14 protein-coding genes and 2 pseudogenes are annotated in these 12,707 nt (G+C 38.3%); 6 read left to right on the top strand and 10 right to left on the bottom strand.

The genetic code is table 11. From position 1 onward, the window contains the following. Nucleotides 1-150: 150 nt before the first annotated feature. From FTU34_RS04555 to FTU34_RS04535, 5 genes and pseudogenes are all read right to left on the bottom strand, one after another. Nucleotides 151-537 (bottom strand): hypothetical protein, encoded by a 387-nt coding sequence (locus FTU34_RS04555; protein ID WP_180034838.1) that lies wholly within the window; start codon nt 535-537, stop codon nt 151-153. A 54-nt stretch (nt 538-591) separates the two neighbouring features. Beyond that, entirely contained in the window at nt 592-804 is a 213-nt protein-coding gene (locus tag FTU34_RS04550) for a hypothetical protein (RefSeq protein WP_180034837.1), read from the bottom strand. A gap of 3 nt (nt 805-807) precedes the next feature. Beyond that, a complete protein-coding gene (locus FTU34_RS04545; RefSeq protein ID WP_180034836.1) occupies nt 808-1,023 on the bottom strand; it encodes a cold-shock protein in 216 nt (71 codons plus the stop codon). A gap of 125 nt (nt 1,024-1,148) precedes the next feature. Further along, a complete protein-coding gene (locus tag FTU34_RS04540; protein ID WP_180034835.1) occupies nt 1,149-1,370 on the bottom strand; it encodes a transposase in 222 nt (73 codons plus the stop codon). Between the two features lie 502 nt (nt 1,371-1,872). Then, nucleotides 1,873-2,115: pseudogene (locus tag FTU34_RS04535) on the bottom strand (IS982 family transposase); the annotation flags it as partial. Nucleotides 2,116-2,347: 232 nt separating this feature from the next. Here FTU34_RS04535 and FTU34_RS04530 point away from each other — a divergent pair. Then, a pseudogene (locus FTU34_RS04530) lies at nt 2,348-3,570 on the top strand (IS256 family transposase). 160 nt (nt 3,571-3,730) lie between these two features. Here the strand turns inward: FTU34_RS04530 and FTU34_RS04525 are convergent. Further along, the gene (locus FTU34_RS04525) at nt 3,731-3,961 is read right to left on the bottom strand and encodes a hypothetical protein (RefSeq protein WP_078190858.1); all 231 of its coding nucleotides are present in this window, start codon (nt 3,959-3,961) and stop codon (nt 3,731-3,733) included. A gap of 234 nt (nt 3,962-4,195) precedes the next feature. On the opposite strand from FTU34_RS04525, the gene FTU34_RS04520 reads away from it, so the two are divergent. Both FTU34_RS04520 and FTU34_RS04515 read left to right on the top strand, forming a co-directional pair. Further along, nucleotides 4,196-4,672 (top strand): CinA family protein, encoded by a 477-nt coding sequence (locus tag FTU34_RS04520; RefSeq protein ID WP_180034834.1) that lies wholly within the window; start codon nt 4,196-4,198, stop codon nt 4,670-4,672. 78 nt (nt 4,673-4,750) lie between these two features. After that, nucleotides 4,751-5,368: an aminotransferase gene (locus tag FTU34_RS04515; RefSeq protein WP_180034833.1), complete on the top strand. Its 618-nt coding sequence runs from the start codon at nt 4,751-4,753 to the stop codon at nt 5,366-5,368. A gap of 65 nt (nt 5,369-5,433) precedes the next feature. Here FTU34_RS04515 and prpC read toward each other — a convergent pair whose 3' ends face one another. Both prpC and prpB read right to left on the bottom strand, forming a co-directional pair. Continuing rightward, nucleotides 5,434-6,570 (bottom strand): 2-methylcitrate synthase, encoded by a 1,137-nt coding sequence (gene prpC, locus FTU34_RS04510; RefSeq protein ID WP_111883699.1) that lies wholly within the window; start codon nt 6,568-6,570, stop codon nt 5,434-5,436. 2 nt (nt 6,571-6,572) lie between these two features. After that, nucleotides 6,573-7,457 carry a methylisocitrate lyase gene (prpB, locus tag FTU34_RS04505; protein WP_180034832.1) on the bottom strand — a complete coding sequence of 295 codons (885 nt, stop codon included), beginning with the start codon at nt 7,455-7,457 and terminating at the stop codon, nt 6,573-6,575. A 239-nt stretch (nt 7,458-7,696) separates the two neighbouring features. Here prpB and FTU34_RS04500 point away from each other — a divergent pair, with 239 nt between their 5' ends. The 3 genes from FTU34_RS04500 to FTU34_RS04490 all read left to right on the top strand — a co-directional run bounded on the left by FTU34_RS04500 (nt 7,697) and on the right by FTU34_RS04490 (nt 9,951). Beyond that, nucleotides 7,697-8,350: a TetR/AcrR family transcriptional regulator gene (locus FTU34_RS04500; protein ID WP_111883702.1), complete on the top strand. Its 654-nt coding sequence runs from the start codon at nt 7,697-7,699 to the stop codon at nt 8,348-8,350. 112 nt (nt 8,351-8,462) lie between these two features. Beyond that, the gene (argF, locus tag FTU34_RS04495; protein WP_078193464.1) at nt 8,463-9,383 is read left to right on the top strand and encodes an ornithine carbamoyltransferase; all 921 of its coding nucleotides are present in this window, start codon (nt 8,463-8,465) and stop codon (nt 9,381-9,383) included. Nucleotides 9,384-9,474: 91 nt separating this feature from the next. Next, nucleotides 9,475-9,951 (top strand): hypothetical protein, encoded by a 477-nt coding sequence (locus FTU34_RS04490; protein ID WP_180034831.1) that lies wholly within the window; start codon nt 9,475-9,477, stop codon nt 9,949-9,951. A 47-nt stretch (nt 9,952-9,998) separates the two neighbouring features. Here the strand turns inward: FTU34_RS04490 and FTU34_RS04485 are convergent, their stop codons facing one another. Beyond that, on the bottom strand, nt 9,999-10,352 hold the full coding sequence (locus tag FTU34_RS04485; RefSeq protein ID WP_111883867.1) for a YnfA family protein: 354 nt from the start codon (nt 10,350-10,352) through the stop codon (nt 9,999-10,001). Nucleotides 10,353-10,429: 77 nt separating this feature from the next. Next, complete coding sequence (gene clpA / locus FTU34_RS04480) at nt 10,430-12,706, bottom strand: ATP-dependent Clp protease ATP-binding subunit ClpA (RefSeq protein WP_078193466.1); 2,277 nt, start codon at nt 12,704-12,706, stop codon at nt 10,430-10,432. Nucleotide 12,707 lies beyond the last annotated feature (1 nt).

Raw genomic sequence — 12,707 nt, 5'->3', positions numbered from 1 at the left:
ACTGCAATTTAGGAGAGTGTTATGCCAATTCGGTGACTTTTTCTATCTTTTAACACCAATTCCAGTTTTTAGTTGAGTTTGAGATTGGTGTCGAGAGTAGGTCGCTGGTTTGTGCAAAGGTCTCTAATTTAAGATAACTCATGTTTTTTTTTAAGCTTTTAGCCAGGCCTTTGCCCGCCCCATATTGATATCTGCAAGTTCAAATCTGTGAAATCGATACCCCAATTCTTCAGCATGATCGTAACGATCCATACTCCAAGCCTTTGTTGCTAGTTTACCCTTGCGACCACCCGACCACGGACCACCAGCAATTTCAATAAACACTCGGTATTCAATAAGGTGAAGATCAAAAAGCCAATGTTTGGTACTTTTGAAATGAAAGTATTCCTCAAATTTCATTTCCATTTGGTCTAATATTTCTTTTAGTCGCTCGTATGCTTCTAAGTATTTTTCACTGGCTTTAGGTAAAGGCCTGGTGCGTGGTTTCTTTTTGGGACGTATCTTTTTGGTTAGCGCTTCATATACATTAGGCTCCATATTTCACCCAATAAAAAACCTCCCGGAGGAGGTTAATTTAATTGCATGTAAAAATTAAAATAGCTTAAATATTTTTCCAGTTTTATCACTGTAGAAATGCATATCAAAGCTAGGCTTAATTATTTCATCATCTATATTTAGATAACGGACGCAATCCCCAAAACTATTTGGCTCATCACATGACTTTTCGCACATAGCTTCTAGTGTATAGACAGCGCCATGTTGATCAACCACATCTAACATTACTTTGTTTAATAAAGTTTCCATGTATTAGCCATCAATCCCAACGATTTCACTCGCTTGGAAACCACGTTGACCTTTTGATACGCTAAATTGTACACGTTGACCTTCAGCTAGGCTTTTAAACCCATTTGACATAATTTGAGAAAAATGAGCAAAGACCTCTTCGCCATTATCAGCTGCAATGAAACCGAAGCCTTTAGTATCGTTAAACCACTTAACAGTGCCTGTAGTTAAATTTGACATAATAATTTCCTTTAATAATATTTAATATAGAGTTCTTGAAAAAATTAAGAAAATAAATAATTAATTTATAAATAATTTAATTAAAAAATTTTAGCTCTAAGTTGTTCAGGTTTAAGAGTGAGAGTTTAAAAATACAATTTATATCGTTTATTTAGTTCAGTATAAAAAGATTTACCATCAATATTTAAAGTTAGCTTTTGTCCTGACTCTAGGACAACTTGTTTAGCAACTTCAACTAAAGTTTTACCATTCAAATTGCTTTGAATTTTTTTTAACGGAATAATATTCACACGAATTTCATCGCCGTTAGTTGCTGAAGCAGTAGTCCAGCCGTTAGATATGTTCATTTATTGACTCATATAATGAGCTTTTGTAAACAGAATAGTATTAAAAATAAAACCAACTTTAATTTTGGAGATTGTTCACTTAAGAAAAATTTAAACTTATGATATTTACAGTAGCTATGAAATTTAAGAAAGATAAAAAAAATTAAATTAATATCTTAAAAATAGAATTTAAGGAAAACCCACGGATAGCTGCAGGCTTCCCTTGATCGGCATGATGCGAATTCATGCTATGCGTTAACTGTTTGAATTTGATGCTTGAACATCAGGATGGAGGGAATACGCAATTCCGTTAACAACTCAAACACTACCGTTCCGCTTACGGATTCGATCAAACACACTATATCAAATATTTTAATATAAACCTAATGTTATTTCAATTTTATTTATATTTCATAACTTATAAATTAACTTTTTGTTAGCTAGGCATATTCGGGGCATTAGGATTACAACACTTCATACAAATTTCTAAGTCTAGTTTCGCCTGTGCTTTGTCTGTCATATGGTAACATGGTAAGCTTTTAAACAAATGTCTTTTATCTTCTTTTAACCATGTGAAAAAGGCTTTGAAATTGCTGAAATAAGAACATTTATACCAAATGGCAATAAAGCAGATTTCTGAGATCGTCAAATGAGCACGTCTGATTCTTAAAGAATGGCTATTTTGTTTGAGAAAGTTCCAATAAGTTGCTTCAAATTTAAGAAAGAAATCATCAATTACGCAGAATAATTCGGTACTATTGAACATTAGGACTAGAGTTGTGAGTTTTGTGTGGTAACTCAACTGATGGCTCTAGTCTTCTTATTTTCAAGTTTATTTCTTATCCGCGATTCGGGTTAAATAATATCTGGGGGATTAAATAGCTGTTAGTCGAATAGCGAAGACGACACGATCAAGTGGTCTAAAAGAGACTGTAATTTATATTGTGTAATTGCCTGAATTTGCTACCTTCATATTCACAACGGAGTCAGGCAATATGATGAACGAACAAAAACTAAAAGACCTTGCAGCAGAATTTGCTAAAGGAATCAAAACAGAAGACGATCTAAACCAATCCACCCGATTGTTGACTAAACTCACTGTTGAAACGGCTCTCAATGCCGGACTTACCGAACATCTCGGACATGAAAAAAATGCCCGTAAATCTGGCTCAAATTCACGCAATGGTTATTCTAGTAAGACTGTACTTAGCGATGATGGGGAGATTGAGATCACCACACCAGGTGATCGTTATGGTACTTTCGAACCTCAGTTGATTAAGAAAATCAGACCCGTATCACTCAAATGGATAACCAGATTCTATCCCTTTATGCCAAAGGTATGACCACCCGTGAAATCGTTGCTACCTTCAAGGAAATGTACGATGCCGATGTATCTCCAACGCTCATTTCCAAGGTGACTGATGCCGTCAATGAGCAGGTTGCTGAATGGCAAAACCGTCCGCTGGATGCAATCTACCCCATCGTTTATATGGACTGTATTGTGGTTAAAGTCCGTCATAATGGCAGTGTCATCAACAAGGCTGTATTCCTTGCCTTAGGCATTAATCTTGATGGACACAAAGAACTGCTCAGCATGTGGATGGCTGAGAATGAAGTTGCCAAGTTCTGACTAAATGTTCTGACTGAGCTGAAAAACCGAGGGTTGCAGGATATTCTGATCGCCTGCCTTGCGAAGCAGCGCTTCTCAGGACTAAAAGGCTTTCCTGATGCCATTAACAGCGTATACCCGCAAACCCACATCCAGCTGTGCATTATCCACATGCTACGCAACAGCTTGAAATACGTGTCATGGAAAGATTACAAGGTGGTCACTCAGGATTTAAAAGCCGTTTATCAATCACCCACTGAAGAGGCAGCCTTGATGGCCCTAGATCAATTTGCCCAAACATGGGATGACAAGTACCCACAGATCAGCAAAAGCTGGCGTACGCATTGGGAGAATCTGAATACCTTCTTTGCTTATCCAGCCGAGATACGCAAAGCCATCTACACTACCAACGCAATCGAGTCATTAAACAGCGTAATACGCCAAGCGATCAAAAAACGTAAAGTCTTTCCAACGGATGATTCTGTACGTAAAGTGATTTACCTGGCCATTGATGCAGCATCTAAAAAGTGGAATATGCCGATTCGCGACTGGCGTTTAGCCATGAGCCGCTTTATTATTGAATTCGGTGACCGCTTAAGCAATCACCTTTAAATTGATGAAAAGCAATTACACAAAATTATTTACATGCTCCATTAAAAATACATATCTCCTTTAAATCTAGATTTATCTATAAATTTGAGTCTGTCAAATACAAAAATACAGCTCCCAACTCAATGAAAACTGTATTTTTAATACTAAAAATTGATCGAAATTAAACGGCAAGTACTTTCACAATAATGGTTTGCATGTCTTCATTTTCTTCCGCTAAATAAACACGCTTTAACTCTTTGCTTTTCACTTTGAATTGATGATTTTGATACTGAATTACAGCCGGAATTTGATCAAAATACAGGCTATCTGCGTCTAATTCTTCTTGAAAAAGTGGCGTGCCCAATTGATAGTCTAGGCTTTTTAATACTACATATTTAACAGTCGTTTTCATTGAAATAAACCTACTTTTGTTACGCTCTTTATTTTAAGTTTTAACATCGTTTTCCTTCCGAAGAAACCTTTATTTCATATTTTCGTACAGCTTCTAAACAATCACGCTATTTTCGTGAATTCCACAACACACAGTACCAACTTAGACTTTTAGTGAAATTACAGGCGAGCGAAATCAATGCTAAAATTTTAAGAATACTAATGATCATTCACCATTCTACTTTGGGGTAAGCACATGCTTAAACTGTGTTGCGATGCTTTAGAACAAAAATCCATGACCATCGCGTTTATCGAGAGTGCAAGCTCTGGTTATTTATGTAGTCAATTTTCAATTTATAAGAATAGTGGTGCAGATATCTTATTAGGTGGACTAGTGAGCTATGATCCATCGATCAAACGTGAAATTTTAAAAGTAGATCCTTTACTAATAGAAAAATTTACGGCCGAATCCGCAGAAGTGACTCAAGCGATGGCTGAGCAAGGACAACAACTATTTTTACATGCGGACTTCGTGGTGGCCTGCACTGGATTACTCAAACCCGGTGGCAGTGCAACCGTAGAAAAACCCGAAGGAACATTTTATATTTCAATTTTACATGATGGTCGTATTTATAATTATCATTATTTTATTTTGGGTACGGCTTTAGAACGCTTAGATCAGTTAACTGAAAATGTTGCTCACAGTGTATTAGACATCTTAAATGCAGAATAAAACATACATAAACTTCATATTTAAATATCATTTTGCATCGCATACTGTATTGAGGAATTTACTTATCAGGACAAGAAAATGCAGCTACGTCATTTCAATGCATTCGCAATTAGCACCCTACTGTCCTGCTCTGCTTTCGCGACGGTAGGCGGCCCTCAAAACATTGAGGTTTTGGGTTTTGATAAAAAAGACCAAAAAATCTATTTAATGCGTCATTTTGAAGATGGTCGTGGTCGTTTACCACAATTATATTATTATCAATTAAATAGCCAAAAGCCGACGCAATTAATTACAGTGAAGTCTTTGTATATTAATCCAAAGACAAAACGGATTGATTACGATCAAGACAGCACCCAGTTTAATAAAGAAATCGCGAAAATAAAAAAACGTTTAGTCAAATTAACACCAGTAAATAACAATAATGCTCGAATACAGTTATTAACAACCATGAATGGCACTGCAAAATCATGGTATGACCCGAATGAAACCATTGATAAATGGACTTATCAATATCGTGTTAAAAATTCGCAGTATAAAAGCGCTGTACAAAAGGCTGAGACGTATAAAGAAGGTTTAAAAATCTCTAAAACTTATCGTGTAATGCAAAAGCCCTTTTATTTAGTGACTGTTAAATATCTAGGGATTCCATTTGAAACAGGATATAGGGTTGAAGATCCAGTTTTACTAACCAAATAGATTATTAACTTAAATAACAAATAATAAAAAAGCCTCTTTAGAGGCTTTTTTATTCCACTTTAAAATTATGCTGCAGAACGCTCTGCAATCGGCACAACTTTACGTAATTCCGGACCTGTATAGTCCGCACTTGGGCGAATAATACGATTGTCCGCACGTTGTTCCATCACGTGTGCTGCCCAACCTGTTACACGCGACATCACGAAAATTGGCGTAAACAGTTTAGTTGCAATATCCATGAAATGATATGCAGATGCATGGAAGAAATCAGCATTACAGAATAATTTCTTCTCACGCCACATCACTTCTTCACAGCGCACTGATACAGGATAAAGTACAGTATCACCGACGTCTTTTGCTAGGCGTTCAGACCATTTCTTAATAATGCCATTACGTGGATCGTTATCTTTGTAAATCGCATGACCAAAGCCCATGATCTTTTCTTTACGCTCAAGTTTACCCAACATTTCACGCTCAGCTTCTTCTGGAGACGTCCAGTTTTCAATCATTTCCATTGCAGCTTCGTTTGCACCGCCATGTAATGGACCACGAAGTGAACCAATTGCACCTGTAATACAAGAATGCATATCAGACAATGTTGATGCACATACACGCGCTGTGAATGTAGAGGCATTAAATTCATGCTCTGCATATAGAATCAGTGACACGTTCATCACTTGCTCATGCAATTCATTTGGTTTTTCACCACGCAGTAAATGTAGGAATTGTGCGCCGATTGAATCATCATCAGTGTTTTCTTCTACACGTACGCCATCATGGCTGAAACGGTACCAATAGCAGATGATTGCCGGTAGTGTTGCCAAAATACGGTCTGCAACATCTTGTTGCTCTTCAAACGATTTTTCAGTTTCTAAATTTCCAAGCATTGAAACGCCTGTACGCATCACATCCATTGGGTGCGAGTCAGCAGGAATGCGTTCTAACACCTCTTTCAACGCCTGCGGTAATTGACGCAATGATTTGAGTTTGGCTTTGTATGCTGCAAGCTGTTCTGTTGTTGGTAATTCACCAAAGAAAATCAGGTACGCGACTTCTTCAAACTGACAGTTTTCTGCCAAGTCTTGAACGTCATAACCACGATAGGTTAAGCCCGCACCACTTTTGCCTACAGTTGACAATGCAGTTTTACCAGCTACTTGTCCGCGCAGTCCTGCGCCCGTGAGTACTTTTCCTTCAGCCATTTTTATTTTCCTTCAGTGAACAATTTATCTAAGGTGTTTTCAAAAGTGTGATAATCGAGGAATTGATAGAGTTCTTTTCGTTGTTGCATTTTATCCAGTACATTGACTTGTGTACCTTCATTGCGGATCGCATGCATTACTTCTAGTGCCGCTTTTTGCATTGCACGTGTTGGTGATAATGGGTAAAGCACCATTGCAATACCCTGCTCGCCTAGTTCTTCTTTGGTGTAGTAAGGGGTATCACCAAACTCTGTAATGTTTGCCAGTACAGGGACACCAACAGCATCGCAGACAGTTTTGTACATGGTAATATCAGTCATTGCTTCAGCAAAGATCGCATCTGCACCTGCTTCTACACAGGCACATGCACGGTCGATCACTGCTTGCAAACCTTCTTTTTGTAATGCATCTGTACGCGCCATCACCACAAAGTTTGAATCGGTTTTTGCATCAACAGCCGCTTTAATACGGTCAACCATTTCTTGTTGTGACACGATTTCTTTGTTCGGACGGTGACCACAACGCTTTTGTGCGACTTGGTCTTCGATATGAACCGCTGCTGCACCTGCTGCAATCATTTGCTTCACACTGCGGGCAATATTAAATGCACCGCCCCAACCTGTATCGATATCGACAAGTAATGGCGTATCTACACGTTCAGTAATACGACGAACATCTTCCAAAACATTGTCTAAACTGGTCATGCCTAAGTCAGGTAAACCATATGAATAGTTCGCAACACCTGCACCAGATAAATATATGGCTTTATAGCCAACTTCTTTTGCCATCATTGCTGCATAGGCATTTACTGTGCCAATGATTTGTAATGGTTTTTCGATTTCCAATGCTTGTCTAAATCTTAAGCCTGCAGACGTTTGTTGTGTCATATTCCTTTCCACGGCATTTACTTTAATTTTCGAAGTTTGAGTATATCCATATTTTTTTCCAACTCTATGGCTTTGTAGAATATTAACTCTAAAACTTTAGTCAAATATTTCACTTGTCACCTATCTGTTGTTATTCTTTAGTCAAAGATCTCTTATTTATGAGCAAAGCAGAAAAGTACTGAATTGTTTGCTATAATTATCGTCAAATCAGCCCTTTTTTTGTTAAATATTATCACTTTATGCAAGATTTAATACACATTGAACCTTTAACGCATGACCAGCCACAAACGCGGCGCGGACATGAACGATGTGTTGCGCTTTTAGAAAGTGCTACGGAGCTTTTTTTAAAACGTGGGTTTGATGCAGTTTCATTAGATGACATCGTGAATCATGCGGGTGGTTCAAAAGCGTCAATCTATAAATATTTTGGTAATAAAGACGGGTTATTTAAGGCTATTTGTGACTATCGTCGCTGCTTATTTTTCAAAGATATTTGCCTACCATTTACAGTCAGCCCTGACACCGATATTCGCGCTTATCTCATCAATACTTTAAGTGACTTTCATCAGCATATTGTGATGCCTGAAAATGCGGCATTCATGCGTCTAGTCTTAGAACAAACTGGACGTAATCCTGAAATAGCACGTTATATTCATGAGCAAGGTCCGAAACAAATTCAGAACACCGTTGCGGAAATTTTATATCAAGCACATCAACACGGTTTGCTGTATTGTGAAAACCCGCTGTTTTCGGCTCAATTTTATTTTGGAATTTTGCGAAATTTAGAATGGCGCGTTCTCATGGGCATCACCATTGATGAAAATGATCAAGAAACCATCAATTACATCAGTTATTGCGTCGATCGTTTCCTAGACGGTCACCAAAAGCGCTAGATTTTTTGCAATTTACCTCTCTTATAGTATATTAATCGATTCCTTTTTCTCTAACCAACCAACAACTAATTGTTGTTTTGTTTTTTGATTCAGCAATTATTGTGGAGTAACAATGGCTCTACGTCACTTTCTAACTTTACGCGATTTATCGACTTTAGAACTTAACCAAATTGTACAGCGCGGTATCGAACTCAAGCGCAAACAGCATAACAATGAAGTTTTCCAACCTTTCGTTGGTAAAGTCATGGGCATGATTTTTGAGAAATCGAGCACCCGTACACGTGTATCGTTTGAAGCAGGAATGAGCCAATTTGGTGGTAGTGCAATTTTCCTTTCATCTCGCGACTCTCAATTAGGTCGTGGTGAGCCAGTGGAAGATTCTGCACGTGTGATTTCAAGCATGCTTGATATTGTGATGATTCGTACTTTTGGTCATGACATTGTTGAACGCTTTGCTTCTTATTCAAAAGTTCCTGTCATCAATGCATTAACAGATGATCACCACCCTTGCCAATTACTTGCCGATGTTCAAACATTTGTTGAACACCGTGGTTCTATTGAAGGTAAAACGGTTGCTTGGATTGGTGATGGCAACAATATGTGTAACTCATATATTGAAGCTGCTCATATGTGGGGCTTTAAATTAAAAATCGCTGCACCTAAGGGCTATGAACCTAAAGCAGAATTTCTATCTGAATTTGCACACTGTGTGGAACTTGTTGATTCTGCCGAAGATGCTGCAGTTAATGCAGATTTAATCGTTACAGATGTTTGGGCAAGTATGGGCCAAGAAGAAGAGCAAAAAATTCGTGAAAAAGCGTTTGCTGATTATCAAGTGAATGAACGCCTGATGGATCTTGCTCACGCTGACTGCCTATTTATGCACTGCTTACCTGCGCATCGTGGCGAAGAAATTTCTGAAAATATGCTTGACCACAAAAATGCTGTGGTTTGGGATGAAGCTGAAAATCGCTTACATGCACAAAAAGCACTTGTTGAATTCTTAATTAACGAAAATCTTAAAAAAGACTAAGGTTTTACTTAGATAAATGAAGCACCTTCGGGTGCTTTTTTTGTTTTTGCATGCTTTAATAAAACCATAACTTTTATAAGTGATTAAGATTATGCGTTTAAGAAATATTTGCTTATTGGCTCTTGGATTGAGCTTATCTACTTTTAGCTTTGCTAGTGAACCAAGTGAATTAGATCAATACTTGGTGAAAAATCAGATTTTAGATAGCAATTTTAAAATTAAAAATAAAACAGGTTTAAACGAAATACTGGCTGCCATTAGTGATGAAGATTCACGCACTCTTCCCTATCAAGTTGATCAGAATATGTTGATGGAAAAAATGGAAATTGAAGCGGATAAGATTGAAATTGATGGTATTATCACCACCCCTGATTTTGCGCAATTTGAACAATCAGTCGGTGAACATAAGGTGAAGCAACTCATCAAGCATAATTCACTCCAAAACTGTGAATTACTATTCGAGCATCAATTTCAACGTGTTAATCCATATAAAATTGAAATGGATCTAAGCTCGAGTAGCAATCAATACGAAATTATCATTAAAAATACAGAGTGCAAATTTAAATAAATATCTAATTTCTTACAGCTCTTGGTTTAACTTTTGCATTGTTTAACTTAACGAATTAAACCTTGAGGCTGTAATACAATCACAGCTGCGCCCACCAACACAATGACGCCACCTAGCATATCCCAACGTGTTAGAACTACGTGATCGACAAAACGCAACCACAGCAATGCAGAGAAAATGTAGATTCCGCCATAGGCTGCATAGATACGACCCGAAGCTGCTGGATGCAACGTCAATAACCAAACAAATGCAGCCAATGCAAGCGCTGTTGGAATCCATAACCACTGCGATTTTTGCTGATTTAAAATCAAATATGGGAAGTAACAGCCTAAAATTTCCATCAGTGCTGTCAGTGCAAATAAACCAAATGTGGTCAGCACTTTTGTTAATGGTATGTCCATCATTGAGAAACCCAAATCTAGCGTCGAATAAATATAAAAAACCCGTGCAAGCACGGGTTTTTCGTTAATTAAATTACTTAAGCAGGTTCAGCGGTTTGGTCTTCAAACACTTCGAGTTTTAAGCCCACAGCTTTGCCATTTTCTTTCTTCACTGAAACACCAACATTACCGCCATGTTCCGCAAGCTCGCCAAACAAAATCATTTCAGCAAGCGGTTTCTTCAAATGCTCTTGAATTAAACGCTGCATTGGACGAGCGCCCATCAAGCGATCGTATCCTTGCTCTGCCATCCATTCGCGTGCATCTTGGTCAACCTCAAGAACCACTTTTTTGTCATCTAACTGTGCCTGAAGCTCTGTTAAAAACTTATCAACCACACTTTCAATGACAGTTGTTGGCAATGCTTTAAATTGAATAACACCATCTAAGCGGTTACGGAACTCCGGAGAGAAGGCTTTTTTCATCGCGTCTTGGTTATCATTACTGTTATCTTGATCCATGAAACCAATGCTCACACGTGAAATTGATTCTGCACCAATATTGGTAGTCAGCACTAACACGACGTTACGGAAGTCAGACTTACGACCATTGTTGTCCGTTAATGAACCATGATCCATAATTTGAAGTAACAAATTAAAGACATCTGGATGTGCTTTCTCAATTTCGTCTAGTAAAAGTACGCAATGCGGATTTTTATGAATCGCGTCGGTCAACAAACCACCTTGATCAAAACCTACATAACCCGGAGGCGCACCAATTAAACGAGATACGGCATGACGTTCCATGTATTCCGACATATCGAAACGTACAAGTTCAACGCCTAACAATTTCGCCAATTGCTTAGTGACTTCAGTTTTACCCACACCTGTAGGACCCGCAAAGACAAAATTACCCACTGGCTTATCTGGTGCTTTTAGACCTGCACGAGATAATTTAATCGCAGATGCAAGCGCTTCAATCGCTTCATCCTGACCGAACACCACACGTTTCAGATCACGCTCAAGATTTTCAAGGACGCTCTTGTCATCTTTAGACACAGTTTTCGGTGGAATACGGGCAATTTTCGAAACGATATCTTCAATGTTTTCAACTGAAATGACCGTATCATCTTGCTCAGCTTTTAAACGACGCTGCGCACCAGCTTCATCAATCACATCAATGGCTTTATCAGGTAAGAAACGATCATTGATAAATTTCGCTGACAGTTCAACCGCAGAAACCAACGCTTGATCTTCGTATTTCACATGATGGAATTCTTCAAATTTACCTTTTAAGCCACGCAGAATATCAATCGTTTCTGAAATAGATGGTTCATTGACATCAATTTTTTGGAAACGACGAGATAATGCATGATCTTTTTCAAAGACTTGACGGTATTCTTGGAAAGTCGTTGAACCGATACAACGTAAAGTACCATTCGCCAAAGCTGGTTTGATGAGGTTTGATGCATCCATCGTGCTGCCCATACTTGAGCCTGCACCGATGATCATATGAATTTCATCAATAAATAAAATAGCTTCGGGCTTTTTCTTCAAGGCATTTAGCAGTTGTTTTAAACGCTTTTCAAAATCACCACGGTATTTAGTTCCAGCAACTAAAGCACCAATGTCTAAACTAAATACTTCTGCATTTTCAAGCGGTTTAGGTGCTTTACCATTTACAATGAGCCAAGCCAAACCTTCAGCAATCGAAGTTTTACCTACACCCGGATCACCCACCAAAAGTGGGTTGTTTTTACGACGGCGGCATAGAATTTGGGCTGTACGTTCAATCTCTTTTTCACGACCAATTAGTGGATCTGTTTTGCCTTTTTGAGCTTCAACATTGAGATTGGTGGTATATAGCTCCAATGGGCCAGAATTTGAAGACGTGGTGCTTTCACCATCGAGCTCTTCAATTTCCTCTTCAGCTTGGACTTCATCTTTACGTGTGCCGTGTGACAAATACTGCGTTAATGTCAAACGGTTGATTTGATGGCGTTTAAGTAAATACACCGCAAATGAATCACGCTCTGAATACATCGCAACTAAAATGTCTGCACCTTCTACAGTGCGGTCATTACCACTCGATTGCACATGGAAAATTGCACGTTGCAAAATGCGATCAAAACTTTCTGTAGGATGTGGTGCTTGATCGCTATTTTCGCCAAGCTTAGGGGTATGTTGTTCTACGTATTCTTCAAGTTCTTTGCGAAGCACAATAATGTCTGCGCCACATGCTTTCAATGCATTAACAGCGGAATCATTATCCAGTAAAGCCAATAATAAATGTTCTACCGTCAAAAATTCATGTCTCTTTTGACGAGCCATGCTGACAGCCAAACGTAGTGATACTTCTAATTGACGACTGAGCATG

It is taken from the genome of Acinetobacter sp. YH12094 (genome assembly GCF_013419295.1).
GTDB lineage: Bacteria > Pseudomonadota > Gammaproteobacteria > Pseudomonadales > Moraxellaceae > Acinetobacter > Acinetobacter amyesii.
Note: the sequence above shows the minus strand (reverse complement) of the source record. Positions and strands in the feature narration are given on the sequence as shown.

What these genes read in the sequence shown, in the direction of transcription:
- FTU34_RS04555 (WP_180034838.1), bottom strand. Translation starts at nt 537, where the DNA reads ATGGAGCCTAATGTATATGAAGCGCTAACCAAAAAGATACGTCCCAAA.
- FTU34_RS04550 (WP_180034837.1), bottom strand. Translation starts at nt 804, where the DNA reads ATGGAAACTTTATTAAACAAAGTAATGTTAGATGTGGTTGATCAACAT.
- FTU34_RS04545 (WP_180034836.1), bottom strand. Translation starts at nt 1,023, where the DNA reads ATGTCAAATTTAACTACAGGCACTGTTAAGTGGTTTAACGATACTAAA.
- FTU34_RS04540 (WP_180034835.1), bottom strand. Translation starts at nt 1,370, where the DNA reads ATGAACATATCTAACGGCTGGACTACTGCTTCAGCAACTAACGGCGAT.
- FTU34_RS04525 (WP_078190858.1), bottom strand. Translation starts at nt 3,961, where the DNA reads ATGAAAACGACTGTTAAATATGTAGTATTAAAAAGCCTAGACTATCAA.
- FTU34_RS04520 (WP_180034834.1), top strand. Translation starts at nt 4,196, where the DNA reads ATGCTTAAACTGTGTTGCGATGCTTTAGAACAAAAATCCATGACCATC.
- FTU34_RS04515 (WP_180034833.1), top strand. Translation starts at nt 4,751, where the DNA reads ATGCAGCTACGTCATTTCAATGCATTCGCAATTAGCACCCTACTGTCC.
- prpC (WP_111883699.1), bottom strand. Translation starts at nt 6,570, where the DNA reads ATGGCTGAAGGAAAAGTACTCACGGGCGCAGGACTGCGCGGACAAGTA.
- prpB (WP_180034832.1), bottom strand. Translation starts at nt 7,457, where the DNA reads ATGACACAACAAACGTCTGCAGGCTTAAGATTTAGACAAGCATTGGAA.
- FTU34_RS04500 (WP_111883702.1), top strand. Translation starts at nt 7,697, where the DNA reads ATGCAAGATTTAATACACATTGAACCTTTAACGCATGACCAGCCACAA.
- argF (WP_078193464.1), top strand. Translation starts at nt 8,463, where the DNA reads ATGGCTCTACGTCACTTTCTAACTTTACGCGATTTATCGACTTTAGAA.
- FTU34_RS04490 (WP_180034831.1), top strand. Translation starts at nt 9,475, where the DNA reads ATGCGTTTAAGAAATATTTGCTTATTGGCTCTTGGATTGAGCTTATCT.
- FTU34_RS04485 (WP_111883867.1), bottom strand. Translation starts at nt 10,352, where the DNA reads ATGGACATACCATTAACAAAAGTGCTGACCACATTTGGTTTATTTGCA.
- clpA (WP_078193466.1), bottom strand. Translation starts at nt 12,706, where the DNA reads ATGCTCAGTCGTCAATTAGAAGTATCACTACGTTTGGCTGTCAGCATG.